The organism is Vibrio fortis (genome assembly GCF_000695685.1).
Lineage (GTDB): Bacteria > Pseudomonadota > Gammaproteobacteria > Enterobacterales > Vibrionaceae > Vibrio > Vibrio fortis_A.
The window spans coordinates 134112-159964 of the sequence record NZ_JFFR01000009.1 but is presented as its reverse complement, the minus strand read 5'-3'; the positions used below and the strand labels follow the sequence as shown (position 1 = coordinate 159964).

The window sequence follows — 25853 nt, the reverse complement described above, 5'->3', positions numbered from 1 at the left end:
GAGTCTGCTATTCTTGCTTTCGGTGCTCTTTCAGGTTTTTGTGAAACTCTTCCGTAAGCGCTTGAATTTTTGGCATCACTCGCTGTGCTAATGCTTGACTTGTGACCATCGACTCTTGCATCACAATAGGCATTTTACTCAGGATACTTTGACCCGTTTCTGAACGATAAAACTCTAACATTGCGGTGATCTCTTCTTCAGAAAAATGTTTGTTGTAGATGTTGACCATCATCGGTTCAAACTGCTCCCAGCTCAACTCAGCTTGCATAATCGCAAGCACCTCTTGATGATACTCTTCAAAGAGAGGACGTTCAGACTCAGAGACCTCCAACTGTGTGTGCATACTACCGATCATATTATTTATCTGGATGTTCATCGAATCTAGCATCTCGTCCAAATTCATAACCTCAACTAACGCATCCACTTTTTCTGCCTTAGAAAGATCACTCGCTGATAAATGCAACGGCAATAACAACATTAACGCAATAACGACTTTTTTCATTTTATTCTCTCTCAATATGCAATAACGCATAATCCTAACGGTACAAACCAAAATTTCTTGACGAAAAACATCCCATTGTTACCGGATGATTATCACTTAATTCATTGACATAAAAGGCAATATTGAGAACTTATATCATTTGACGTTATAAAATCGAGCAAATATCGCTAAACATTACAAATATGCGACATGAGGAGTAATAGAACAGAGATTGGAGGAGTTCAGGAGATAGACTGGAAGATAATAAGAGGGGTTGGGACGTAATAAAAAAGTAGTAATGTGTGGGGCAGCACTAACACTGCTACCCCATGTAAGCTTGTGAATTACAGCATCTCTTTAGCAACTAAATGCAGCAGAAACGTTTCACGCTCAATGCTCATGCCTTTCTTAGGGCTTTCAGCCATGGTTTTTTCGTTATGAGCGATAGCGTCATGGATGTTGATCCACACCGGCTTCATTCCGTTCTTAAGTTCATAATCCTCGTAAGCTGTATCACCCAATTCGCTATCAATTTTACAGGTGTAGCAGTAGGAGATCATGTGCATGATATCGGCATCATCTTTGTACCAAGGACGAAACTCCTCGAAAATACCAAATGGTTTAATGCCATGGATATTCTGAGCCCCTGTCTCTTCTTGCAGCTCACGAACCATACCCGCAATAACGTCCTCACCTTCATCTAAGCCGCCCCCAGGAATGGTGTAGTCGTGGTAACGCTCTGTATATAGCATCAGAATGTTCTCACCATCCAACACAATTGCACGAGCGGCGTTACGCTTGTACACAGTTTGGTTATCTAAGTGCTCAATATCAGGGTGAATCGTTGTTTTTAGGTGTCTCATTGTCGTTATAGCTCTGCAAAATTTGGCGGCATCATATCACAATCACCAATAGATTGAATTCGAGCATATGATTCAATGCTTAACAATGCCAAAGCTTATAAACATTAAAGTCTCTCAAATGAAAAAAGCCTTACATGTTTACCCTTGTCGAGTTCCATGTAAGGCTTTCACAATCAGCGTACTGCTTTCAAATAGACTTAACCGTCTGCAGTAATCACTTCAATCAGAGCTTGTTGAACCTGAGCCGCTTCATCAATCGCAATCTGGCAGGTACCAGCTGCGATATGACCGCCGCCACCGTATTGCAACATCAATTCACCTACATTGGTTTTAGAACTGCGATCGAAGATAGATTTACCAGTCGCAAATACAATATTCTGCTTCTGGAAACCCCACATCTTATGAATCGAGATATTGCACTCTGGGAACAGCGCATAAATCATAAAACGGTTACCCGCGTAAATAGTTTCTTCGTCAGTAAGGTCTAAGAACACCAGGTTTTGATGGACCTGTGCACAGCGGGTCACCTGTTCCTTAAACTTCTGCTCATGCTCACGATAGAGATCGATGCGCTCTTTCACGTCAGGCAGTTCGAGGATCTGATCAATCGTATGGTTCTTACAGTAATCAATCAGGTCCATCATCAAAGCGTAGTTGGAAATTCTAAACTCACGGAAACGACCAAGACCAGTACGCGCGTCCATAAGGAAGTTGAGTAAGTTCCAACCTTGCGCATCCAACACTTCATCTTTGTTGAACTGTGCTGAATCGCCTTTATCAACCGCTTCCATCATCTCTTGCCACTCTTCAGGGAAAGTCGCAAGACCACCATAATGATCCCAAACAACACGTGCAGCTGAAGGCGCATCAGGGTCGATAATATGGTTAGTGCGCTCACCCGTATTACGGATGGTCTCAGAAAGGTGGTGGTCAAAAGTCAGATATGACGAGGGAACGTAAGGCAAATTGGTGACAATATCGTTCTCAGTGATCTCAATGATGCCGTCTTGCATATCTTTTGGGTGAACAAATTTAATGTCATCAATGAGGTCTTGTTGCTTTAAAAGTACGGCACACACAAGGCCATCAAAGTCACTACGGGTAACGAGTCGGTATTTTTGCTCTGACATTTTCATTCCTTTGTCATCAAACATATTAAGCTAAGATAACCGCACAGAATATCTATAATCAAGCCATTCACTTAACCCATATGCAAGCAATATAAGTAAGCTTGATCCAACACTCAAAATAGCTCTAAATCTGTCGGACTATCATACTAATTCAACCTGTTGCTTAAATAATCACGGATTTTTCCTGATTCTAAAATATACTCATTAAAAGAGCTTCCTAACCTTGCTAAGGAGATAGCATGAAAACAATTGGCTTGATGGCAATGTTCACTTTGGTTTTAGGGGGTTGTGCGAGCGAGTACGACCAATACAGTGAGTCAGAACGAGTTTCAGTGGCTAACCCTGCTGCCGTGTACTGTGTTCAACAGGGAGCAGAGCTTGACACCGTGACAGAAAATGAGCAGCGCACGACCTACTGTGTCTTTGAAAACGGCGACCGTGTTGAGCAATGGGAATATTATCGCCAAAACCACGAGCAAAAGGCTGAAAGCTAACATCTCTATCTCAAGTGGCCAGGGTGCCACTTGAACACTTCCTCTTATCTTATTGATAAATAAAGACTACCTTATAAACTGATCCGTTTTATTTTTACTGTAATCCTTTGCTTTTACAGTACTTACCACAAATGAACACTGTTTTATTCCTGACATTCCTCTGACATTAGTGCTCTTGCGACCTATAAAATGTGCTCTGTGTTACATTTATTTACAGATAGTTCATTATGAAAAGCCAAACCAAAAACAGCGACCGAAGCTCGATGTCTCTAGAGATCCCTGAATTCAATATCTCTCAATCGACGTCTCAAGTGATTTTCAAGCGCTGCCAAACCGCGCTTATCGTTCTCGCCATCGGTATCATCGTCAACCTAGCGCTACGCATTGATTACGTCTTAATCGGTGGTGAGTTAAGTGAACTGTCTGTCACTGAAGTCCTAGAACAGTTACTTCTATTGACCTCTTCGCTGTCATTCTTATATATGGCGAAACACACCAGCCAAGTTAAGCATGCCGCCTTATTAATGAGCGCGTTCTTTGCTGTGATGTTGACACGCGAATTGGACTTTTGGTTTGATATGATTACTCACGGGGCATGGGTTTATCCAGCAATCTTGGTTGCCGGTAGTGCTATTTTTTACGCCATCAAAAATGGCAAACAAACGCTCGATCAAATTGCGTATATCCTAGCCTCGCCACACATGAACCTATTGATTACTGGTGTGATGCTACTGCTTGTTTTTTCTCGTCTGTTTGGCATGGGTAGCTTTTGGCACAACATTATGGGCGCTGATTATGTACGTGAAGTCAAAATCATCGCTGAGGAAGGCACGGAGCTATTGGCTTACTGTTTGATTGCCTTTGCTAGCGTTAAAACCGTCAACGGATTCAGAAACAAGGCAAAGCAATCGTCATAATCGATTAGCGCCACCAGCGAGTATCCAAATCTTGTTCTGGATCGAGATAACGGTTCAGTAAAGTCAGGTTGGTATCCAGCAATGCGAGATACTCCCTGACTTTTTCTTTGTCCGTTCCCACAGGAGTCTCTTCGATACAGTTGTGCAGTAGAGGCAACAGCGAATCTAGCAAACTAAATTGATCGCTCTCTGATAGTTGTGTCGCTTTGTCGATCGCTTCTAGCCCCAACTGAGCAGGTATTTTACGAGTCTGCTGTTCTTGCCCAACAAAACGCCCTGCTACTGTGCCTTCAAGGTAAACTCGGTAAGTCGTTAGACTGTCAGTCAATAGAAAGAGCTGACCTTGTACAGTCGTATGTGGATAAGGCACCACAACATGCTGATCGATATCTCGCTCAATATTCAGAGACACACCCAATTGACCACAACGCTCTTCAAGCACCTTAAGCAACCCTTGCGCATCCATTAATGATTGGATTTCAAAAATGCGCTGTAAGTGGTAATCATTGGACACGAATATCACATTCAACTGTTGACCATTCTCGAACAGGCCGCTTTCAATGAGTTCCAGCGCCAAGTTATGAATGTTCTCTATCGTATTGGTTGATTTTTTCTCTAATAGCCTCGCTTGAACGCTCAAAGGTGATTCACGCTGACTCTCGAGTTGCAAAAAGTACTCATACATCACTTCGGCTTCAGACAGAGTTTGTCCCGGTGTTACACCACCACAAAATGCGATCGCTACTTCGTCATTTGAGCGACTTACCAGATAATCGATGGCAGCTTCAACTCTACCTTGTCCTTCTGTAGTCAATTCATTCTTATTTAGCCGTTTACCCAGAACAACTACAAGGTTTTTAATGCTCATTTAATGTACAAGTCTCGTTTTCGCAATTAGATAGAGTGAATTATGTATACAATAGTTGTTAACAAAAGTATTTTTAAATTCTCATGAGTTGCTCGCAATAACGCTCTCTATTGATGGCAACTTTATAGGTAGTCAACCGTGTAGCAGTGAGAAGAGGAAATTATCACCTTTTCCCTGACACATGGAACAAATGCCCATGAGTATAAAACATAACAATATCATTCATACACTATGCTCATAAGAAGCGAGGTATGTAAAAACAGTTACATCAGAGTTCGCACGAAGCGAACCCTTCACAGGAAGTTATTATGCTGTCTATTTTTGATATCTATAAGATTGGCGTTGGTCCATCCAGCTCGCATACCAATGGACCAATGATCGCAGGGTTTCAGTTTACTCAAAAAATCGCCTCTAAACTGGAAGAAGTGGCGAGAGTGCAAATTGACCTTTATGGATCTCTTTCCTTAACAGGCAAAGGGCACCACACCGACCGCGCTACGATTTTGGGTCTATTGGGTAATAAGCCTGATACGATTAAAATCAGCAGTGCCAATCAAGCGATGCAAAAAGCCATTGAAGATAAGAGCCTTGCCGTTAGTGGTCACCATAACGTTCATTTCAACGTTGAGACCGATATGCTGTTTCACACCACCAACCTACCCCTACATGAAAATGGCATGACCATCTCTGCATTTAACGCAGATGGCACACTGCTCGATATGGAAACCTATTACTCGATTGGTGGCGGCTTCATTGCCACAGAAGACGAACTCCAAAACGGTAAGCAAGAGCAAGAAACACAGGTTGAATTTCCCTTTAGCTCTGCAGATGAATTGCTTGCTCTAGCTGACCAAAATGGTCTGAGCCTAGGCGGTTTGGTGTTGCGTAACGAAACCTCATTCCAAGACATGGAAGCGATCAATCAGCGCACAGAGCAGATTTGGAAAGTGATGTCACTCTGTATGGAGCGTGGCTTTGAAACTGAGGGGATTCTTGACGGTGGTCTTGAGGTAACTCGACGTGCTCCTGCCCTACTGAAAAAGCTGGAAGCCAATGCCGCGATTGAAAACGATCCGATGGAGATCATGGATTGGATTAACCTGTTTGCTTTCGCAGTAAGCGAAGAGAACGCCGCTGGTGGCCAAGTGGTTACCTCACCAACAAACGGAGCTGCAGGCGTTATTCCAGCCGTTCTGATGTACTACCATCGCTTTATCAAAGAGCTCGATACTAAACAGCTTAAGGACTTCCTTGCAGTATCTGGCGCGATTGGCATCTTATACAAGACCAACGCTTCCATTTCTGGCGCTGAAGTAGGCTGCCAAGGTGAAGTTGGTGTTTCTTCGTCAATGGCGGCTGCGGGCCTTACTGCACTGCGTGGTGGTAGCAATGAGCAAATCTGTATTGCCGCTGAAATCGCCATGGAGCACTCGCTAGGCATGACCTGCGACCCAATTGGTGGCTTAGTACAAGTACCCTGTATTGAACGTAATGCAATGGGGGCTATGAAAGCGATCAACGCCTCTCGAATGGCATTGAAGCGCACCAGCAAGTGTTTAATCTCTTTGGACAAGGTGATCGAAACCATGTACCAAACCGGCAAAGACATGAACAAAAAGTATCGCGAAACGTCTTTGGGTGGTCTAGCTGTGATTCATATGGCACCACCGTGTGAATAAATAACTTTGATGGTCAGCCTCATTAACTTGAATTGAAGCGACACCTCACAATGGTAAACTAAGTTTCCAAATTTAAAACAAAGCCAGCCTCCGAGCTGGCTTTTTGTTCACTTGGAAATGTCTTTTTATAAATCACCACCACTCTTTGTGAAACACATGCGATTAATCTTTAATCAAATTCCCTTTATTAACTGGGGACTTAGATTGAAACCGCTTTCAAGTAATGAGACATCGCCCTGCGCAACCTTACCTTGCAATTTTCATTCATGAAAAATATCAATGCCAACATAAGAAAAGGTACGGCGAGTTAAAGCTCTAATGAGACAAATGTTTCATTTTATGTCTTGCTAGTAATGATATTATAATTAGGTGATTACACTATATCTAAATATAAATGTGAGAAGAAAATAATGTGGAATAGATTAAACAAATCAATGATGTTCTGCCAAATGATGTTTGGATTATCATTCTATGGCGTACTCGTTAGCTTAACCCGTTTCTTCCTTGAAGACCTAAACTACAACGAAGCAGATACTATGATGATCGTGGGTGCCTTTTCGGCGATCGGTCCTCTATTTGCTATCGCTGGTGGCTTCATTGCCGATAAATTCCTTGGTGCTTACCGCTCTCTTACCATCAGTTTCTTAGCATTCGCATCTGGTTACGTACTTTTAGTTTTAGGAGCATCGGCAACCAACGTTCCTCTTTCTATGTGTGGTATCGCACTAGCAAGTTACGGTCGTGGTTTGATGTCACCATCTTACCCAAGCTTATACAAGCGTACGTTCAACTCTCAAGAAGACTTTGAGAAAGGCTACCCAATCAACTACTCGATCAACAACGTGGGTGCTTTCCTAGGTCAATACCTATTCCCAATGATCGTGCTGGTCATTGGCTTCCACGGTGGCTTCGCTATCTCTGGCATCATGGCCGCTGCAGCGCTTGGTATGCTTATCATGAGTCGCAAAGGCCTTGTTGAAGTCGGTGCAGAGTTAGATCAAAAACCAGTTCCAGTAAAAAACTGGGCAATGTTTGGTGCCCTTTCAATTGCGATGATCGGTCTTGTATTCTTCATGTTCTCTAACATGGACGTTGGCCAAAACATCGTTTACGCAATCGGCGGCGCGGCTATCCTTTACTTCGTTTCTCTGATGTTCAAAGCGAGCAAGGCAGAGTCTCTGAAGATGGGTACTATCCTAATCATCACGTTCTTAACCACATGTTTCTTCGTGTACTACGGTCAAATGATGACCTCAATGAACATGGTTGCGATCAACACGCTTAAAGGTTCTCTATTCGGTTTCATTCCACTTGAGCCTGAAGCGGCAATGGCGATGAACCCTCTATGGTGTATGGTTGGTGGTCCTATCGTTGCTGGTTTCTTCGGCATGCTAGAAAAGCGTGATATTCACCTATCTACAGCGACTAAAGTAGCATTGGCTTTCGTACTAACAGCGATTGCATTTGGTATCCTAACATTCGCTGTAACAACAGTTGGTGAAGACGTAATTATCCGTCCAGAGATCTTCCTAGCGATTCACTTCTTCCAAGCAATTGCAGAAGTTATCGTAGGTTCTATGGTTGTTGCCTTCATCCTATCTGTAGCACCTAAGCACATTGAGAACTTCTCTGTAAGTCTATTCTCTGTAGCTATCGCGCTATCTGGTATCGTTGGTGCAGTATTCTCTACGTCAATCGCATTAGAGAAAGGCCAAGAGATCACTCAAGAGATCGTTCAAACGGTTTACGGTGACTACTTCCAGCTTCTAACAGTACTAGCAGTTGTGATGGTTGCCATCGCAATGGCGGCTTCGTTTGTTATTCGTAAGATGCTAGACGCAGCTAAAAATGCAGAGCAAGCGGTTGAGCTAGAAGAAGCAAATAGCTAATTCCACTCACCAGCCTGCACAGTAATTACTTTATGTAATTACGCCACTAACGCCCTAATACCTGATTAGGGCGTTTTTTATTTCCCCTCATTACTCACGCCTTTCTCCTGCAAATAAGTTTATGCTAAAAGTGCATGACGTAAATTCATGTAAATGATAACCATTACTATTGAGTCATTTAATGAAGGCTACTATGATAGTTAGCTTATAGAGAAAGAGAGTCCATTATGAGTAAGCCAAGTCCTATCCAAGTTACTGTTACAAGTACCAAAACCATCACACCAAACATGCAGCGCATCACCTTAAGCGGTGACGGTCTAAGTCGCTTTCCTAATGATTGTGAAGGTGGTTACATCAAGTTGATGTTTAATGAGTTGGGTGGAACAGATTTGACGACTCTTGAGCAGGGCAAACGCCCAACCATGCGAACTTACACGATTCGCGAGTTCAACCCAGACGTGCCTTCAATTGAAGTCGACTTTGTTCGCCACAACACCGTTGACCTACAGTGTGGCTTCGCAGCTCGTTGGGCAATGAACGTGCAAGAAGGTGAAACGATCACCATTGGTGGCCCGGGCCTTGTTCAAGGCTTAAACAAAGACGCTGATTGGTTTTTCTTGGCCGCTGATATGACTTCACTGCCTGCTCTTTCTGCAAAAGTGAAAAGCCTACCGCGTGATGCAAAAGGTTATGCTGTTATTCAAATCACATCAGATCAGGACAAGCAGCCATTGGACGCACCAAGTCAGCTTGAGATCATCTGGTTGATAGAATCAGAACAAGCATCATCACTGTCCGATAAGGTTCAAGAGCTCACTTGGCTTGAAGGTACTGCTGCAGTATGGACAGCGTGTGAATTCGAGAACATGCGCGCCTTACGTCAATACTTTCGTAATGACAAGGAAGTGGCTAAAGAGAACATCTACATCAGCAGCTATTGGAAACGTGGTGTGAGTGAAGATGGCCATAAAGTGTTAAAGCAAGAAGACGCTAAAGCGCAAGCCGAGGCTTAAATTCCGATTTTCGATTTGGCGACTGGCAGCCTGAACATGAAAAACGCCCTTAACTGAGAACGGAAAGGGCGTTTTTTTAATGATTAGAATAAGCAGCTAGATACTTTCACCAAGCTCAATCGCGTAACCTAAGTCCAACTTAGCCGTCCAATCGGTTCTGCCTTGCAAACGCGAAACGATTTGCTCAGCAGCGACCTTCCCTATCTGCTCCCTTGGAGTTATCACCGTTGCTAAACGCGGTGTCATTGTCATCGTAATATCATGACCGTGGAAGCCCGCAATCGCCATTTGTTCAGGCACTTGAATACCACGGCGAACACATTCGTAAAAGGCACCGATTGCCAAGTCATCGTTGGTACAGAAGATGCCGTTAGCCTCAGGGTGCGTTTCTAGCAGCTCGCCAAGCAGCTTTGCACCTAAGGTAAATGAGGAGGCGTCTTCGGTTTGAATCGTCAGCGGCGCGAGCGCGTGCTCTTCCATTGCATGCTCATAACCCGCCATCTTTAAGCGAGTACGCTCATCCATTCGAGCCGCAAGATACGCAATATTTTGACGGCCTCGGGTAATCATCACTTTAGTCATTTCTCTCGCAGCATCAAAGTTATCAAAACCGACAGCTTGCTCGATGCGCGGTGACACAGAGTCCATAATCTCGATAACTGGAATTGATGCAGTTTGGAGCATCTTACGAGCACGTTCTGTATGAACATTTTCAGAGAGGATAATCGCGTCTACATTGTAAGACAACAGAGATGCGATACTCTGCTCTTCAAGTTCTTCGCTATAGCCGTAGTGAGCAATCATGGTTTGATAGCCCGCAGGCGCTGTGACCTGTTCGATCCCACGAATGACCTCGGCAAAAACTTGGTTTGTTAACGAGGGAACCAGCACACCGATGGCATTACTTTTTGCGTTTGAGAGGATATCTGGGGCGCGGTTTGGGATGTAACCCAGCTCTTCAACCGCTGAATTGATTTTGTCTCGTAGTGCTTCAGAAACCTGTGAAGGGTCTCGTAAACAGCGACTTACAGTCATCTTGGTGACGCCAACTAAATTGGCAACATCTTGTAACGTAGGGCGTTTTTTCTTATTTGACATAGTAAATTAGTTATTATTTTTATTGATTATGTTACTGGTAACAGTGTATCCAACTGACTTAGGATTTGAAGCCTTATCTAACGAAATGTTGATGTAGTACCACAAACAAAAACGTCCCCGTAATGAGGACGTTTAAATGATGAGGACTAAGCTTCAACTTCTGTGCGTGGCGTTTCACTCCAAGTTATATGAAACTTATTTTGCTCATCGCTATCAATGCGCGAATAGGTGTGAGAGCCAAAGTAGTCACGTTGTGCTTGAAGCAGATTAGCCGGTAGTACTTCACAGCGAAGTGAGTCGAAATAGCCCAAAGCAGAGCTAATAGCCGGCATAGGAACACCGGTTAATGCCGAGTTTGCAACGACTGCACGCCAACCACAAGAACGTTCATGAACCTCCTCGACAAAACGATTTGCGAATAGCAAGTTGCTCAGCTCAGCATCGCTTTGGTATGCCTTGGTGATGTCTTGTAAGAACACCGCTCGAATAATACAACCTGCACGCCAAATCTTAGCAATATGAGCAAAATCGAGGTCCCAACCCTCTTTGATTGAGGTTGCTTTCATTAAATCAAAGCCTTGCGCATAAACCGAAAGCTTAGCGCAGTACAGTGCATCATGTAGCTCTTCGATGGTCTCTTGCTTGGCCTTGCCACAGTTTGGTTGGACGTGCGTTCGCAACAACTTCGCGCCCTGTACTCGTACCACTTTCTGACTACTTTGAGCGCGAGCGAATACGGCTTGAGCAATGGTTGGAGCTGGCGCCCCTTCTTGAAGACTATTCACTGCCGTCCAAAGCCCCGTGCCTTTCTGCCCTGCTTTATCAAGCACCACTTCAACAAACGGCTTCTGTGTTGTTGGATCTAACGTCTGTAAGATATCAGCGCTGATCTCCATCAGATAGCTGTTCAGTACACCTTGGTTCCACTTAGCAAAGACTTTACCAATCTCTTGTGCAGGCATCTCTAGCACTTCAGACATAAAGTGGTAGACCTCACAAATGAGCTGCATGTCCGCATACTCAATACCGTTATGCACCATTTTGACATAGTGACCCGCGCCTGCAGGGCCTAGATATGCCGCGCAAGGTTCGCCCTTATCAAATTGACCAACAGGCAAGCCGTTTTCGTCAACCTTGGCTGAGATGGCCTCCCACATTGGTTGAACGTAATTCCAAGCCTCTTTGTCACCGCTAGCCATCAGTGCAGGGCCTGTACGCGCCCCTACTTCGCCGCCAGATACCGCCGTTGAGAAGAATCGTAGTTTGCCACGATATTTCAACTCACGAGCTTCTGTATCGGTCCAAAGGCTGTTACCCGTATCAATAACAATATCGTCTTGCTCAAGGCCAGCTGCTAGCAGATCGTCAATCACTGCCTCAACAATGCTGCCAGCAGGGACAGACAAGGCAATCACGCGCGGCTTAACCAGAGAGTCGAGAACTTGGTTCAGGTCAGCGGCTTTAAAGAAGCTACCTTTATCGACTTTTTGCGCGAGTTCTTTTGCTTCTGATTCAGCACGCTCACGATGGACTTCACTGATATCAAAGCCTGTCACGTTGAAGCCTTGATCAAGTAAATTTAAAGCAAGGCTTTTGCCCATAACACCGAGGCCAATCATCGCAATGCTGGATTGAGGCATACTTGACTGAGAAAGATCTGAAGTGCTCATTAGTTCTTCTCCTCAAGCTGCTTAATTGCTTGTAGCGCATCAGCAACAACACCTTGGACGTCTTGCGAAATATCGATAAACAGCGCCTCACTTTGTTGTGGCTCAACCAATGCTTCAAACTGGCTCTTTAACATAGCTTCGCCGTTGAAATAGTGATTTTCACGCGACTTATGACGATTCCAAATAGTGTCAAATGAGCCTTGTAAGTAAACGATTACCAACTCTTGATTATTGTTTCGTAGAATGTCGCGGTACGCTGGTTTTAGCGCTGAACAAGCAATCACTGCAGCTTCATTCTCAACGTAAACCTTGTTTAGAGTTTCCAACCAGCCTTGACGGTCATCGTCGTTTAAAGGAATGCCTTCTGCCATCTTGTCCACATTTGATTGTGGGTGGTAATCATCACCATCATGAAAAGGCAGATTTAGAGCGTTAGCAATTTCGCTACCAATCAAGCTTTTACCGCAGCCTGAAACGCCCATTACTAAGATTTTTTTCGCTTTCATTGGACAATACTATCCTTAGCCTCCAACTCACACTGGAGGCTGTCTATATAATCTGGGGGTTCTTTAGGTCTTTAAAAGAGGTGGATTATTTCCACCACATCGCGAGCTCAGGGAATGCAATCACCATCCCGAGTACCAGAACCTGTAGGCCGATGAATGGCAGTAGTGAACTGAAGATCTCACCCAAGCTGATGTCTTTTGGTGCCACCGATTTCAGGTAGAAGGCTGCTGGGCCAAACGGAGGTGATAGGAATGACACCTGCATGTTTAGACAGAACACCACACCGAACCATACTGGGTCGTAACCAAGACTTGTGATGATTGGTACGAATATAGGCATCGTTAGAAGCGCCACACCAACCCAGTCAAGGAACATACCTAGAACCAATAGAATAACCATCATGATAAGCAGTGTTGCGAGCGGGCTACCGCCACTTAGGCTTAGAATCACCTCTTCAACAAAGTCGATACCGCCCATTAGGTTGTAGATACCAACCAGCGCGCTTGCACCGATACCGATCCACATGATCATGCCGCAGGTACGCATCGTTGCAATGGCACTCTCCTTGAGCATATTGAAGTTAAGCTCACCACGAATCGCTGCGGAAATCATGATACCCACAACACCCAGAGCCGACGCTTCCGTTACTGACGCGATACCTGTGTAGATACTGCCCAGAACGGTTGCTACTGATAATAGTGGGAAGAAAAGCGCCTTGAAGTAGCTCGGTTTATTCGCCATGTCTTCTTCGATCTCTTCATCACTTGGAATTGGAGCCAAAGAAGGGTTTAACTTACAACGAATTAGAACATAACCGATGTAGCAGCCCGCTAGGATAAATGCCGGAAGGAATGACGCTTTAAACAGGTCACCAATCGACACACTCGCCGTCATACCGTAGATAATAAGTACGATAGATGGTGGCAGCATGGTACCGAGTGCACCACCCGCACAAGTTGTACCGATAGCTAACTTTCGGTCGTAACCAAGACGTAGCATCTGTGGCAATGCAAGAATACCCAGCAGTACGGTTTCACCACCGATAACACCTGACATTGAAGCAAGCAATACCGCAACCAATAGGGTCTGTACGGCAACACCACCACGAACTCTTCGGCCTACCGACTTCATTGCGTCAAACAGGTCGCGAGCAATGCCTGAACGGTCAAGCAGAGCAGCCATCAATACAAACATCGGAACCGCGAGGAAAACGTAACCTGATGCAAAGCTATAAGTACGGCTCGCGATTAAAGGCAGTGCGTCTGGACCAAACCAAAACAGTGTGAAAAAGATGGCAACGAAGCCTGTTACAAATGCCAGCTGCATACCCGTAAGTAGCAAGCAGATCATCATAACCAGCATGAGGATACTGCCCCATGCGATGCCAATAGAAGATAAATCAAACATCGTCTTTCTTCCCTAGCCCTACAATCTCTTGGATTAGGTGCAATACAAACTGGACAACAAGAATACAAAGACAAACAAAGATGATGCCTTTAAGAAGTGCTGGGTACGGAGCATTCAGTACCGAGCCTGATGTTTCAAGACGAAGGTCACCCCAGGGTGTAAACCAAGACTCTTGAACCATGAAATAAGAGGCGTAAGCCAACATACCGGCAAACGCTAAACCCACTAAGTGGTGAACTAGGTTTAGGTATTTTCGAGTTTGAGAAGAAACTGAATCATAAATAAGAACGACTCGAACATGTTTGTTAGCAGCAAAGGCGTAAATACCGCCCACGATAAATAGCGAGCCACCTACAAAAGAAGCGGTTTCGTGCACCCAAGTAGTTGGGGCATCGAACGCATAACGCATCACCACTTCGTAAAAAGAGATCAATACAGTGAAGATGAACAAACCACTTAGAACATTGCTGACCTTGATTATTGCGCGGTCGAGAATGTTTCTTGGTTGCTCTTCTTGCTCTTGGGGCGCATGAGGCGTTTTATCTGTCATAACGTATTACTCAAAAAAAACGGAGGGCAATTGCCCTCCAAAAGAGAAGCTAAAATAGGTATTTAGCCTGGATAATCGTTGTGAATTAAAGTAGACCGTTTGTCTCTAGGAAGCCAGTTACAGAGTCGTATACTTTCTGTGCATTTGGAGAACGTTCAGCAAATACTTTCCATTGACCTTTTGCGATTTCACGGAACTTCTTACGTTCTTCATCAGACCAATTGTGAATCGTGATTTCTGGGTTTGCTTGCGCTTCTTTCACTGCTGCTTGGTCAGCCATTTTCAGCTGAGTTGTCATGTCGTAAGAGAAGTCACGAACAGACGTTTGCAGAATAGTTTGTAGATCCGCAGGCATTTTGTCCCACTTCTTCTGAGAGATAGAGATGTCGATCAGAGGAAGAGAGTGGAAACCCGGTTGAACTGGGTGTGTTGCGATGTCGTTCATGCCCGCTTTTTGGTTAGTAGAGAATACTGTGTAGTCAGCCGCATCAATAACGCCTTTGCTTAAGCCAGTAAATACTTCAGAACCTGGTAGGTTAACTGGTGTCGCACCTGCCGCTGCAAATACTTGTTGCACTAGACCTTCAGGAGCTCGCAGTTTAAGACCTTTAAGATCATCAACACCGTCTACTGGTACTTTCGAGATGAACGACTCAACACCCGTAGTCGAAGCACCAACAAACTTAACGCCGTAAGGAGCGTAAAGCTCAGTCATTAGCTCGTTACCACCGCCGTAGTTCATGTATTGCAGAAGTTGTGTTGTATCAGACCAAGCACCAACCATGTTACCGATAAGACCAAATGCTGGATCTTTACCAGAGAAGTAACCCGTTGCAGTTACTTGGCCATCAAGGATACCCATTTTGATCGCGCCTAGTGTCTCTGTGTGCTTAACCACAGCACCTACCGGTAGAAGATCGATGTCGATACGACCATTAGACATAGTCTCAACACGCTCAGCCCAGTTCTGTTGAACTTTGAAGTTCAGATCACCAGATGGATCTGAAGATTGAATTTTCAGTTTGAAGTCTGCAGCCATTGCAGAAGTCGCGAATAGACCTGTTAGGGAAGCAGCAATCAGCGTTTTAGTCATAGCTTTCATTCGGGGTATCCTTATGGGTTTCACTTTAATCCGGTTTGTTATTTTATGTTACCGGTAACGTTGAGTGCGATGTTACCGGTAACTTTATCAGACTGTCTATGAGAGAGATCACATCTTTAACAACAGTAAAACGTTTGCTATCAATAAGGGAATTGCGTGCGAAAAGTCACACTTTAAGAATGATTGACTATATAATAGTTATTCTAAAACAATGAGATAACCAATCCTGACAGAATAAATAGAACACCGACACCACGAGTTATGTGCCACTTTTCCTTCAAAAAGTAGATCCCCATCACAACACCAAAGATGATACTTACCTGTCTTAGCGCTACCACCAAGCTGACATTTTCAGTCATGGTCATTGCGAACAGAACCAGTCCATAAGTCGCGGCCATCATTACACCGGCAGTTGCGGCTTTTTTGCGAATTCGCCATGCGTTTGCAAACTCTGCACTCTGCTTTGAAAGCAATAACCAAGTACTGAGCGGCAAAGCTATTGCCCAGAACTGCATACCTAAATAGAAGATCGATGCGTCTCTATTTGTAACCTTTTTGGATTCGATGTCGCCGAGCAGCAATAAGGCTTCTTTATCGATGATTGAATAGCCAGTTGTGCCAATCGCCGCGATGAGTGCCCAAAGTACACCTAGATTCAAATAGGCCCGTGGTCTTAGATCTTTAAAGCTCTTAAGTGGCACAACTAAACAGCCTAAGGTAATCAGCGTAAATCCAAGCCACTGGTTGTACGTCAATGAATATCCCAACAGCAGAGTCCCGAATCCCACCATCAATACAGGCAATGCACGAGCCATTGGATATATCACGCCGATATCAGCTTGCTTATAAGCAACACCCAACCCCACTAAGTAAATCACCTGACAGATTCCACTCAGCAGTAACAATTGCCAAAACGGTAAGCCGATATTAGAGAAGCCGACAGTGTTGATGTACCAAATAAGATAAGGGGTGAGCAAAGTTGCAGCTGCAAAGCTCGACGCCAAGAAGAATGAAGAGCCAGAGCTTTGGTTTGATTTGCCCAGTACATTCCAGCCTGCATGAAGTAAAGCTGAAATTATCACTATGACTATGGCGGACAGTTCCATGTTCTTTCCAATTTTGAGGATAAAAAAGGCCTCTAACTTAGAGACCTGATTAGGGATTAAAGCTTAATTAACCGACGAGCACCGACTCGCTCACTCAGCTAACCTTCTACCGCTCTAGGTGAGCAACGGATTCGATACTGATAGCATCATGTCGCCAATATTCAATATCGCAATCAATCAGTTCACCATCTTGGTTGTAATTGATCCTTTCAACCACCATCGCTGGTGAGCCTGATGTCGCTCGAAGTGCCTGAGCCGTCTCTCCCAGCAATGACGTAGTACTCACTCGATAACGGATCGTCTGGTAGACAACGCCAAAGTGCTCTCGATAAATATCAGTAAGTGACTTGGAGAGATCATGCTCTAACAGATTTGGGAACAACTCGGGACGAATGTAATTAGTCACATACACCACTGGCCTATCTTCTAGATAACGAACTCGGTCGACTCGGTAAACATCAGAGAAGGGCGCCAACTTTAACAATCGAGTCGCCTCTTTCGTCGCCAGTATTCCTTTAGCCGCGATCAACTCCGTCTTAGGTTGACGGTTCTGAGACAATGCCATGTTGGTAAAATTAAGCGTTTGAGTTGGATCGTAACGCAATGGCTCCGGTGAAATGAACCAACCTCTGCGATCTTCTCGATAAATGCGTCCTTCCGCTTCTAATGAAGACAAGGCTTCACGCAACGTAACGCGAGTCGTATCGAAAGACTCTGCTAACTTACGCTCTGCAGGCAGTTTCTGTCTTGGAGAAAGCATCCCCGACTCTATCTGCTCAACAATGACATCTTTAATTTTTACGTACTGCACCAATTTTCCTTTTAATTATTCTTTCTGGTAGCCGCTCCATGGCCACGCATATTAATTCTTATTCGCCAAGCCGCGAATTATCGCTTACGCCACGCCTGTGTGCGCTGCTCAAACAGCTGATTGATAACCAAGTGCACCACTTTAGCACTCGCTGCCGACAGCATAATCATCACCGCCATCGCCGCAGCTGCTCCAGTTTGGCCAGCATCATCCATATTGAGTACAGAGACTGAGGCTGGAATGGTATCCGTTGAATATAGGAATACTACCGCAGAAGTCGTGGTCAATGCATTAATAAACAAGTAAGTCGCGATATCTAATATGGCGGGCAAACATACCGGCACCGTCACTTTAAAGAACAACTTATATTGAGGAAGGTTGACCGAAGCAGCTGTCGCTTCAATCTCTGCAGGGAGCTGCTTTAGTGCGGTGAGAGCTGTCATATGACCGACGGTGTAATAGTGCACCACGGTATTGATAACGAGGAATGTCATCGTGCCATACAGAAAGTTCAGTGGATTGTTCAGGTCATTAAAGTAAAAGATATAACCTAAACCTAGAACCATGCCCGGAACCGCCATAGGTACTACACTCAGCATCTGCATGACTTGGCGAATTGGCGCAAACGCGCGGCCTTTCTCTATGCCGTATGCACCAAGGAAAATCAGTACGGTACCAATGACCGCCGCCCAAGCGCCCAGTGTTAGCGAGTTAAAAAACGGCGTCCAACCATAAGTACTCATTTCAGCGAAGTTATAGTTGTTAAGCGTCAGCGCTTTGTTCCAAGGCCAAAACGTCACCATAGAGCCGTAGATCGCCATCCCTAAAACAACCACTACAGCTGCAGAAATCATCAAACAATAGATAAAGCAGACACTGTCTCGAACCATACTAGGTTGTGGCTGATAGGCGACAGAACGTGTATCGAACAAGCTTTTCTGTTTCTTTTGCACCCAGCGATCTACGCCGAATGCTAAAGCCGCAGGTAGTAGTAACAAAATACTGGTAACCGCACCCATTGAGAAGTTCTGCTGGCCAACCACCTGCTTAAAGATGTCAGTGGAAAGAACGTTGTAGCTGCCACCAATTACTTTCGGCACACCGAAATCACACACCACCAGCGTAAACACAACGATGAGTGTACTGATCAAACCGTATTTGGCTGCTGGCAGAGTCACGATGAAAAAAGTTTTGAGAGGTGACGTATTAAGAGCTCTTGCTGCTTCGTACAAACGAGCATCTGACGTACGCAATGAGGTTGTCAGGATCATCAGGGCATGTGGGAAGGTCCAAAAAATCAAACCTAATGAGATTCCAATCAACCCATAAACGGAGTGCCCACCGAGCACTTCTTTAGCGATGCCCTGATTACCGAGCAGAAAGATTAAGCTTATCGCAGGGAGCAACGACGGCGCTAATATCGGAGCAGAACCAAGTACTTGGAATAACCCTTTCATCGGCATACAAGATCGTGTCAAAGCATAAGCATATCCAAATGCGAGTACACCTACGACAACTGTCACCAGTAACCCAAGAGTAAATGTGTTACCCACCGACTGCCACAAGCTTGCTGAAGAGAAATAAGTCGCGAAATTTTGTAGGCCAACAAACTCCCCTTCGCCATTCTGAACACTCTTCTTAAGCATCGCCCACAATGGCATCAAGATGAACAGTACCATCACCACAGATAAGAACGCCAACAAGCTGAACAGGATGACATTGTCTTTACTCACTCGAGCGAGAAATGGTGTTATGCGCTGCTGAATTCGTCGCTTAGATTGCATCATTTGTGTCGATTCCATGACAATTACGCCGCCTCATCTTTAGATACAAGACGCTCATTGCTTGGGTACGCACGCAGCCCATCCTGATCGAGCGCCACATAACGAATGTCTCCACGGCGCAGCTTCATTTCATTAAATGTTTTAACTGGCACATCAACCACAATCTGCTTTGCTCTTGGGTCATGCTGTAGTTCACACTCAACACGATAGAATGCGCCTAGAAACTCGCTCGACACAATACGAACAGGAAGAGATTCACTAAAACGTTCTACGAACTGAAGCTGCTCAGGTCGTATCGCAATATCAAATCGGTCGCCGACGTTCGTATCCAGGTTATCTAACTTTGGCAAGGTTAGAATGGATTCAGCAATGCGCATCTTAGAATCCGCAATCACTGATGTTTCAATGAAGTTCATACATCCAACAAACTCAGCGACAAATCGAGTCGCGGGCTTTTGGTAGATCTCTTGTGGCGCCCCAACTTGCTCAATAACACCGTGATTCATCACGACAATGCGGTCAGCCATAGTTAACGCTTCGTCTTGATCGTGCGTCACCATGATAGTAGTAATACCGAGTTTTCTTTGTAACTGGCAAATCTCGTCTCGAAGATGCGTTCTTACTTTGGCATCCAACGCAGAAAGCGGTTCATCAAGCAGTAGAAGACCTGGAGAAAGTGCTAACGCACGAGCAAGCGCAACTCGCTGCTGCTGGCCACCTGATAATTGGTTTGGGTATTTCTGCCCAGATCCAGACAGACCAATCGTCTCTAGCCAGCTTTCAACCGATTCCAGCGCCTCTTTGTTCGACATACCTTGGTTTTTTAGGCCAATCGCAATGTTCTCTTCTACAGTCAGATTAGGAAAAAGCGCGTAAGACTGGAATACAATGCCGAAATCACGTTTCTCAGGTGGAAGAAAGGTTGTATCAACTTGGTTCTGTTCAATACGTCCAGAGGTGGGAAGGTCTAAACCTGCAATTGCACGTAAAAGGGTCGTTTTTCCGCAGCCAGACGGCCCCAAGAAACAGACAAACTCTCCTTTCTCGATCGACAGAGAGATGTTTTTTAACGCTGTAAATTGACCAAACTGTTTTACAACGTTTTCTATATTCAGATAGGTTGAATTGCTCATTTTCTGCAGCACTCTTTAAATGGTATATACCAAATCTAAACCTTGAATATTTCAGTTGAGTGACAAATTTATAGAAGCTAAATGACAGTTATATTGCGTTTGTATAACGGTTCGGTTTCGTCCTCGATAAGTGCTAGAAGTCTGAGAAGATCATTTATCGAATATGAGTACCAAGATGACTCCTCTACCATGTACATACTGGTTCAGCGCCTTAGATAAATTCAGATGGATTCAGATGGATTACCTAGAAAGCAACCAAAAAACCAGCTGATATGTCCAAATTGTTACAACATAACAGCAATACAAACCAAACATTAATGATAATAAATATCATTAATGTTTGTGTAATTTATAAATATTCATATAATCCTCCCTCCAAATAACTACTATAAGTCATTGTTATGAGTATTTACTCGAACCCCATTTTTAAGTTAAGCCTGCTCTCAATTGCTGTCTTTCAATCATTTAACGCAGTTTCGTCTGAAGCCACGGATGAGTCTGTTGAAGTCATTGGTGTTCAATACGCCAAACCAATTACCGTATCGGAACCGGGTCAAACCACTATCGACTGGCAAGAAGTGGAAGAGCAACAATATTCCAACTTTGCGTCTCTTATCGATTCAGTACCTGGTGCACACCTTGACGGTGGCGCTCGTTCCGGTGGTGAGCGTATCAATATCCGTGGTTTCTCTGACCCCAGCGACATAGCCGTATTCGTTGATGGCGCACCGATCGGTTTTCAACAATACCGTTACGGTACATTTTTCTTCGACCCATTTTTGATTGGTGAAGCGGAAGTTATCAAAGGTGCACATGACTATAGAGCGCTCAACGGTAAGTTTGGTGGCACTATTCACATCAAAACCAAGACAGTTGATGACTTGTTAACACCAGGAGAAAACTTCGGCTTTCGTGCAAATCAGAGATACAACACCAACGGCGACTCTATGGCGTACAACCTGAGCGTCTACGGCAAAAGCGATACCGGATTTTACTATATCGCCAATGGCTCGGTGACAGACTCTGATGATATCCACGTCGGTGGTTCAGATAATGGCCTAGATTATTCTGGGTACGAACAAGAAAACATGCTGTTTAAAATAGGTTATGAAAACGACCATCACCAATTTGAAGTGAGCCACACTCGCTATAAAGATGAAGGTCGTAAACCATGGGCTAACCGACGCGGCGAAATGCCAAATATTACCGAATGGACAATCAAAAAATATGGTTCACTAGAAGCTGCAAAATACGCATATACGGTATACAACGAATACACCGACAACACGACGACAGCTTCATATCATTACTCACCGTCCAGCCCGTACATTGATTTCAACATTAAGGCTGCGCGATCTGAGAATGATCGTCACTGGGTACGCCCAGATATTGCCTTTGAAAAAATGTGGGTGTCAGTAGGTAGCTATGGACACGAGTCTTGGCTCAGCTACAAACGCGATTTTGTCGATATCTATAACACCGCGATTCTTGGTAACCACACCTTAGTCACGGGTCTTCAATATCAAAGAACAGAACGTGATTCACTGGTTTTCAATGCGTCATACGATAGCAAAGCAGAGAAAAATTACGGCTGGTACACGCCATATTATGAGCCTTCAGGTAAGCAAAAAACCTATGCGGTCTATATTGCTGACCACTTCCAAGCAACACCTAGCTTCACGGTCACTCCGTCTATAAGGTATGAGTATGTAGTCAGTGAAGGCAAAGGAAATGCTGCACCAGACTATAACGATCCAGCTGCAGGTCATGACTATAGCGAAACAACACATGAAGGTTTCAGCCCTCGCATCGACCTTGATTACGAAGCGACCGATAGTACACGCTTAAATTTCTCATACGCATATGCATTGAAAGCACCAACCATCGATAATTTATATTCTGTTCAGTATGCACGGGCAACCGCGACGGCAACCGCTCGCGACCTTGAGGTGTCACGAATCCATACCTACCAAGCAAGTGTAATCAACATTACTGATGGGTTATTTAGCGATAGCGATTCTATTGGCACTGAATTCACAGTTTTCTTCAATGATGTGAGTGACCACGTACACAACCGAGTAGGTGCGAATTTAGACAAAGAAACGGATGAGAACCAAAGTTGGAACACCAACCTAGATGGCTACAAGAATCACGGTTTCGAACTCATCAGCCAATATCGTATTGCTGATTTCTTTAGCGACTTTTCTGTTGCTTACGTTCGCGGGAAATATAAAGGCAGCCTCGCCGATTCAACAGGCAGTGATGAAGATTTCCCTAATACACCACCACTCAACATTAACCTTGGTTTGGGTTATGAATGGAGTGAGGGCTTAACAACGGGTTGGAAACTTCGCTGGTACGACGCTCAAACCAAAACAGGTGAAGACAAAACCTACAGCAACAAACCTAGTGACCAATATACTCTGCAAGACATCTATGCGACATGGGAAGTTCAGCAAGTTAAAGGGCTTTCGTTTGGTGCAATTGTGACTAACTTGACAGATCGTTACTATGAAGCGTATCTATCAAATGGAATCGCTTCACCTGGTCGAGAAATTAAACTAAGTGCAGCTTACCAATTCTAGATAAGCTCCAAAGCTATTTGAACGAAGCGATCCCTGTTTACCGCGAAAAAACAAGCTTTAGATAAGCAAAAAGGCAACTAAGAGGTGACTTAGTTGCCTTCTATTTATTCACCAAGCAATACCCCAAACTACCCAGTAATTTTGTCTGCTTTGCCTGCTGCACCAGCCAACTTGGCAAGTTGCTTATCTAACCACATCGGCTTTTGACCTACATCTTCTGCGTTTTCTTTTCGACGCACCGCATCGCGCACCATCATCGCTCCCAGCCAGCGAAAAGGTTCTGGTGGAAAGTGACCTAGTGGGCCTTTTGTCATGCCACTTCTTGTCCATTCGTTGTCTAACCCCAAAGCCATCGATGAGAGGATTTTTCCACCCATTCGGGTTTGTGCAACGCCGTTGCCTGAGTAGCCGAGACCATAAAAGATGTTCGATTGATTCTCAATGTTACCGAAGAAAGGTAGCCCGGTAACGGAACGATCAGAACCGCCAGACCAACTGTAAGCAAAGTCTTGCTGTTCTAGCTTTGGAAACAAGGTTTGAAATGAGTTTTTAAGCAGTGAAAGGTACTGCGTCTGCTGGTTAAACATATTATCGACTTGATTGGAAAACGAGAACTTATTGCCTCCCTTGCCAAGCATCAGTCGGCCATCTCGTGTATCTCGGTAATAATGAACAAAGATCCTCGAATCAACCACAGCTGCGCCTTGCTCTGGGCCATACTCCCCGAGTTTTTCTGGAATCGGGTCAGTAATCACCATATCCGAAGAGACAACCACGATACTTCTTTTGAAAGCTTTAAAGTGGTCAAGCATCCATGCATTCAGCGCTAGCACCACTTTATCGGCCGTAACGGTTGCTGCGGGTGTTACGACCTTGGCTGGCTCACCGTAATTCAACTCTAGCATCGGGGTATTTTCGTAAACTTCCACACCTAACTTAATTGCAACTTGGCGAAGACCTCTTGCTAACAATGCCGGTTGAACACTACCGGCCGCTTCGGAATAGTAACCTTCGATGTGACGCTCTGATCCCGCCTGACGACTGAGATTATCACCACACTCCTGCCAGCTGTTGATTCCCTGCTTTTTCAGTTCACTGACCACAGGGGCCATGCCACCTCTCTGGGCTTGGTTCGTCGCCGTATAATAGGTACCACTGCGATAAAGGTGAGCGTCAATATCATGCTCTTTGCAAAACGCTTCTATTTCAAAAATGACCTTTTCAGACTGCTCCACCAGCCATTTTGCTTGTTGCTCTCCGTAAAGGCGTTTTAAAGTTGGAAACTTAGTGGACCAAGTGAGCATACACCCACCATTAGCACCCGATGCTCCACTGCCGCACAAACCTTTTTCAATAACCACAACTCGCGCTTCTGGCTGTTGCTGTTTAATTAAAATAGCGGTCCATAATCCTGTGTAACCACCACCAACAATAGCGATGTCTGTTTCGATATCTTGTGTCAGTGGTTGACCAGCATCACTTGGCGGGCTGTCCTGACCAAACTCCTGTTGCAAGGCTTGTTTGAACCAATATGAGTAATGTTTTGACATAAAAGAGTTACCTAGCGAAATCGACACCAAAATGCACGGTGTGATTAATATTGAGAATTATTAGAGAGCGAGCATTAAAGGGCAGCTCTAATTGATCAAAAAAGGAAGACCTAAGCCTTCCTTTGATTTAGAGGGGTAAGATTAAGATTTAGGTTCAGACTTCGCGTCAAACTTATCAGACCAAGTTTTCAATACGTCTGCACGCTCACTACCCATACGAGCAAAGTCCATCTTCGCCATGTTTTTTTCAACATTTGGGAAGTTTTTCACTGTTGCTGTTACGTCTTTATGACCAACGACTGGGTACATCTCAATGTAAAGCTCATTTGCTGCTTTAGAAATCGACCAATCAACAACACGTTTTGCTGCTTCTGATGACTTAACAAGACCAACTGCTTCAGACTCCCAGCCGATACCTGCTGGAGTAATTACTGCCAATGGGGCACCTTGCGTTTTCAACTTAGCACCACGGCTTGCCATAGAAATACCGATAGCAACTTCACCCATACCAGCTTGTACACAAGGTTTAGAACCAGAGTGTGTGTAGTGTGCAATGTTTTTATCTAACTTTTGCATGTAATTCCATGCTTGGTCTTCGCCCATGTTCTGCAGCCATGCTGAAACTTGCATGTAACCAGTACCGGAAGATGCCGGGTTTGGCATTGCAATGTGGCCTTTATAGATAGGCTTAGTGAGATCTTCCCAAGATTGAGGTGCAGGCAAGTTCAACTGTTTTGCTACGGCTTCGTTAAAACAAACTGCATTGAAAAATGCGTCATTACCATACCAAGCTTGAGAAGATTGTGGATCATTCAGATTTGAGCGAAGTGCATCAACACCTTGAGGCGTATATGGTTGAAGAATGCCCTCTTCTTTCAACAGAGCCATTGATGAGCCCGCAAGCCCCCAAACAACTTCGGCTCTTGGGTTGTTTTTTTCAGCCAATAGCTTAGCCGTCATAATGCCCGTTGAGTCACGTACCCATTTAATGCGAATGTCTGGGTTTTCGCTCTCAAATGCATTCTTGTACTTCGCCAAAATATCTGTTTCAAACGCTGTATAAACCGTCACTTCCTCGGCCGCAAATGCGTTGGTAGCCAGTAGTGACACAAGTGCAGCAAGTGATCCTTTCATAAAACGGTTTTTCATCATGTTCTCCAGTTGAACTGTCTAGCAAGAGTGGATGCAGCCAAGTCGACATACATTCTTTCATTTC

At 44.6% G+C, this 25853-nt stretch carries 22 protein-coding genes; 6 read left to right on the top strand and 16 right to left on the bottom strand.

Features of this window, described 5'->3' with window-relative positions:
- Positions 1 to 7 precede the first annotated feature (7 nt).
- The 3 genes from VFDL14_RS15595 to VFDL14_RS15605 all read right to left on the bottom strand — a co-directional run bounded on the left by VFDL14_RS15595 (position 8) and on the right by VFDL14_RS15605 (position 2474).
- The gene (locus tag VFDL14_RS15595) at positions 8 to 502 is read right to left on the bottom strand and encodes a DUF2059 domain-containing protein (RefSeq protein WP_032550307.1); all 495 of its coding nucleotides are present in this window, start codon (positions 500 to 502) and stop codon (positions 8 to 10) included.
- A 323-nt stretch (positions 503 to 825) separates the two neighbouring features.
- Positions 826 to 1344, bottom strand: a complete 519-nt coding sequence (locus tag VFDL14_RS15600; protein ID WP_032550306.1) for an NUDIX hydrolase — start codon at positions 1342 to 1344, stop codon at positions 826 to 828.
- Between the two features lie 197 nt (positions 1345 to 1541).
- On the bottom strand, positions 1542 to 2474 hold the full coding sequence (locus tag VFDL14_RS15605; protein WP_032550304.1) for an exopolyphosphatase: 933 nt from the start codon (positions 2472 to 2474) through the stop codon (positions 1542 to 1544).
- Positions 2475 to 2713: 239 nt separating this feature from the next.
- Here VFDL14_RS15605 and VFDL14_RS15610 point away from each other — a divergent pair, with 239 nt between their 5' ends.
- Together VFDL14_RS15610 and VFDL14_RS15615 are read left to right on the top strand one after the other, a co-directional pair.
- Entirely contained in the window at positions 2714 to 2968 is a 255-nt protein-coding gene (locus tag VFDL14_RS15610; protein ID WP_032550303.1) for a DUF333 domain-containing protein, read from the top strand.
- Positions 2969 to 3195: 227 nt separating this feature from the next.
- Positions 3196 to 3885: a hypothetical protein gene (locus VFDL14_RS15615; RefSeq protein ID WP_032550302.1), complete on the top strand. Its 690-nt coding sequence runs from the start codon at positions 3196 to 3198 to the stop codon at positions 3883 to 3885.
- Between the two features lie 4 nt (positions 3886 to 3889).
- Here VFDL14_RS15615 and VFDL14_RS15620 read toward each other — a convergent pair whose 3' ends face one another.
- On the bottom strand, positions 3890 to 4753 hold the full coding sequence (locus tag VFDL14_RS15620) for a YdcF family protein (protein WP_032550301.1): 864 nt from the start codon (positions 4751 to 4753) through the stop codon (positions 3890 to 3892).
- Positions 4754 to 5061: 308 nt separating this feature from the next.
- On the opposite strand from VFDL14_RS15620, the gene VFDL14_RS15625 reads away from it, so the two are divergent.
- The 3 genes from VFDL14_RS15625 to VFDL14_RS15635 all read left to right on the top strand — a co-directional run bounded on the left by VFDL14_RS15625 (position 5062) and on the right by VFDL14_RS15635 (position 9334).
- A complete protein-coding gene (locus VFDL14_RS15625) occupies positions 5062 to 6432 on the top strand; it encodes an L-serine ammonia-lyase (protein ID WP_032550299.1) in 1371 nt (456 codons plus the stop codon).
- A gap of 410 nt (positions 6433 to 6842) precedes the next feature.
- Positions 6843 to 8321: a peptide MFS transporter gene (locus tag VFDL14_RS15630; RefSeq protein ID WP_032550298.1), complete on the top strand. Its 1479-nt coding sequence runs from the start codon at positions 6843 to 6845 to the stop codon at positions 8319 to 8321.
- A gap of 227 nt (positions 8322 to 8548) precedes the next feature.
- Positions 8549 to 9334 (top strand): siderophore-interacting protein, encoded by a 786-nt coding sequence (locus VFDL14_RS15635; protein WP_032550297.1) that lies wholly within the window; start codon positions 8549 to 8551, stop codon positions 9332 to 9334.
- A 96-nt stretch (positions 9335 to 9430) separates the two neighbouring features.
- Here the strand turns inward: VFDL14_RS15635 and gntR are convergent, their stop codons facing one another.
- From gntR to VFDL14_RS15685, 10 genes are all read right to left on the bottom strand, one after another.
- Positions 9431 to 10432: a gluconate operon transcriptional repressor GntR gene (gene gntR, locus VFDL14_RS15640; RefSeq protein WP_084181835.1), complete on the bottom strand. Its 1002-nt coding sequence runs from the start codon at positions 10430 to 10432 to the stop codon at positions 9431 to 9433.
- A gap of 146 nt (positions 10433 to 10578) precedes the next feature.
- Positions 10579 to 12072 carry an NADP-dependent phosphogluconate dehydrogenase gene (gene gndA, locus VFDL14_RS15645; RefSeq protein WP_032550384.1) on the bottom strand — a complete coding sequence of 498 codons (1494 nt, stop codon included), beginning with the start codon at positions 12070 to 12072 and terminating at the stop codon, positions 10579 to 10581.
- Positions 12073 to 12101: 29 nt separating this feature from the next.
- Entirely contained in the window at positions 12102 to 12608 is a 507-nt protein-coding gene (locus VFDL14_RS15650; RefSeq protein WP_032550295.1) for a gluconokinase, read from the bottom strand.
- Positions 12609 to 12693: 85 nt separating this feature from the next.
- Complete coding sequence (locus tag VFDL14_RS15655) at positions 12694 to 14016, bottom strand: TRAP transporter large permease (RefSeq protein WP_032550294.1); 1323 nt, start codon at positions 14014 to 14016, stop codon at positions 12694 to 12696.
- Positions 14009 to 14566 carry a TRAP transporter small permease subunit gene (locus VFDL14_RS15660; RefSeq protein ID WP_032550293.1) on the bottom strand — a complete coding sequence of 186 codons (558 nt, stop codon included), beginning with the start codon at positions 14564 to 14566 and terminating at the stop codon, positions 14009 to 14011. Before VFDL14_RS15660 ends, VFDL14_RS15655 begins: the two co-directional genes overlap by 8 nt.
- Positions 14567 to 14651: 85 nt before the next feature.
- Positions 14652 to 15668: a TRAP transporter substrate-binding protein gene (locus VFDL14_RS15665; RefSeq protein ID WP_032550292.1), complete on the bottom strand. Its 1017-nt coding sequence runs from the start codon at positions 15666 to 15668 to the stop codon at positions 14652 to 14654.
- A gap of 203 nt (positions 15669 to 15871) precedes the next feature.
- Complete coding sequence (locus VFDL14_RS15670; protein ID WP_032550291.1) at positions 15872 to 16774, bottom strand: EamA family transporter; 903 nt, start codon at positions 16772 to 16774, stop codon at positions 15872 to 15874.
- A gap of 106 nt (positions 16775 to 16880) precedes the next feature.
- Positions 16881 to 17585, bottom strand: a complete 705-nt coding sequence (phnR, locus tag VFDL14_RS15675; RefSeq protein ID WP_032550290.1) for a phosphonate utilization transcriptional regulator PhnR — start codon at positions 17583 to 17585, stop codon at positions 16881 to 16883.
- 77 nt (positions 17586 to 17662) lie between these two features.
- A complete protein-coding gene (locus tag VFDL14_RS15680) occupies positions 17663 to 19372 on the bottom strand; it encodes a putative 2-aminoethylphosphonate ABC transporter permease subunit (protein ID WP_200870284.1) in 1710 nt (569 codons plus the stop codon).
- A 20-nt stretch (positions 19373 to 19392) separates the two neighbouring features.
- On the bottom strand, positions 19393 to 20502 hold the full coding sequence (locus VFDL14_RS15685) for a putative 2-aminoethylphosphonate ABC transporter ATP-binding protein (RefSeq protein ID WP_032550288.1): 1110 nt from the start codon (positions 20500 to 20502) through the stop codon (positions 19393 to 19395).
- Between the two features lie 401 nt (positions 20503 to 20903).
- On the opposite strand from VFDL14_RS15685, the gene VFDL14_RS15690 reads away from it, so the two are divergent.
- Positions 20904 to 23087, top strand: coding sequence for a TonB-dependent receptor domain-containing protein (locus VFDL14_RS15690; RefSeq protein ID WP_032550286.1), 2184 nt, complete (start codon positions 20904 to 20906; stop codon positions 23085 to 23087).
- 128 nt (positions 23088 to 23215) lie between these two features.
- Here the strand turns inward: VFDL14_RS15690 and VFDL14_RS15695 are convergent, their stop codons facing one another.
- Positions 23216 to 24637, bottom strand: coding sequence for an FAD-dependent oxidoreductase (locus VFDL14_RS15695; protein WP_032550284.1), 1422 nt, complete (start codon positions 24635 to 24637; stop codon positions 23216 to 23218).
- Between the two features lie 141 nt (positions 24638 to 24778).
- Positions 24779 to 25789, bottom strand: a complete 1011-nt coding sequence (locus tag VFDL14_RS15700; protein WP_084181834.1) for a putative 2-aminoethylphosphonate ABC transporter substrate-binding protein — start codon at positions 25787 to 25789, stop codon at positions 24779 to 24781.
- Between the last annotated feature and the right edge of the window lie 64 nt (positions 25790 to 25853).

Bases quoted from the DNA above. Each gene is read 5' to 3' on its own strand.
- VFDL14_RS15630 (WP_032550298.1), top strand. From the start codon at position 6,843: ATGTGGAATAGATTAAACAAATCAATGATGTTCTGCCAAATGATGTTT.
- VFDL14_RS15670 (WP_032550291.1), bottom strand. From the start codon at position 16,774: ATGGAACTGTCCGCCATAGTCATAGTGATAATTTCAGCTTTACTTCAT.
- VFDL14_RS15600 (WP_032550306.1), bottom strand. From the start codon at position 1,344: ATGAGACACCTAAAAACAACGATTCACCCTGATATTGAGCACTTAGAT.
- VFDL14_RS15665 (WP_032550292.1), bottom strand. From the start codon at position 15,668: ATGAAAGCTATGACTAAAACGCTGATTGCTGCTTCCCTAACAGGTCTA.
- VFDL14_RS15660 (WP_032550293.1), bottom strand. From the start codon at position 14,566: ATGACAGATAAAACGCCTCATGCGCCCCAAGAGCAAGAAGAGCAACCA.
- VFDL14_RS15625 (WP_032550299.1), top strand. From the start codon at position 5,062: ATGCTGTCTATTTTTGATATCTATAAGATTGGCGTTGGTCCATCCAGC.
- VFDL14_RS15635 (WP_032550297.1), top strand. From the start codon at position 8,549: ATGAGTAAGCCAAGTCCTATCCAAGTTACTGTTACAAGTACCAAAACC.
- VFDL14_RS15605 (WP_032550304.1), bottom strand. From the start codon at position 2,474: ATGTCAGAGCAAAAATACCGACTCGTTACCCGTAGTGACTTTGATGGC.
- VFDL14_RS15690 (WP_032550286.1), top strand. From the start codon at position 20,904: ATGAGTATTTACTCGAACCCCATTTTTAAGTTAAGCCTGCTCTCAATT.
- gntR (WP_084181835.1), bottom strand. From the start codon at position 10,432: ATGTCAAATAAGAAAAAACGCCCTACGTTACAAGATGTTGCCAATTTA.
- VFDL14_RS15695 (WP_032550284.1), bottom strand. From the start codon at position 24,637: ATGTCAAAACATTACTCATATTGGTTCAAACAAGCCTTGCAACAGGAG.
- VFDL14_RS15680 (WP_200870284.1), bottom strand. From the start codon at position 19,372: ATGATGCAATCTAAGCGACGAATTCAGCAGCGCATAACACCATTTCTC.
- VFDL14_RS15685 (WP_032550288.1), bottom strand. From the start codon at position 20,502: ATGAGCAATTCAACCTATCTGAATATAGAAAACGTTGTAAAACAGTTT.
- VFDL14_RS15610 (WP_032550303.1), top strand. From the start codon at position 2,714: ATGAAAACAATTGGCTTGATGGCAATGTTCACTTTGGTTTTAGGGGGT.
- VFDL14_RS15620 (WP_032550301.1), bottom strand. From the start codon at position 4,753: ATGAGCATTAAAAACCTTGTAGTTGTTCTGGGTAAACGGCTAAATAAG.
- VFDL14_RS15655 (WP_032550294.1), bottom strand. From the start codon at position 14,016: ATGTTTGATTTATCTTCTATTGGCATCGCATGGGGCAGTATCCTCATG.
- gndA (WP_032550384.1), bottom strand. From the start codon at position 12,072: ATGCCTCAATCCAGCATTGCGATGATTGGCCTCGGTGTTATGGGCAAA.
- VFDL14_RS15700 (WP_084181834.1), bottom strand. From the start codon at position 25,789: ATGATGAAAAACCGTTTTATGAAAGGATCACTTGCTGCACTTGTGTCA.
- VFDL14_RS15650 (WP_032550295.1), bottom strand. From the start codon at position 12,608: ATGAAAGCGAAAAAAATCTTAGTAATGGGCGTTTCAGGCTGCGGTAAA.
- VFDL14_RS15595 (WP_032550307.1), bottom strand. From the start codon at position 502: ATGAAAAAAGTCGTTATTGCGTTAATGTTGTTATTGCCGTTGCATTTA.
- VFDL14_RS15615 (WP_032550302.1), top strand. From the start codon at position 3,196: ATGAAAAGCCAAACCAAAAACAGCGACCGAAGCTCGATGTCTCTAGAG.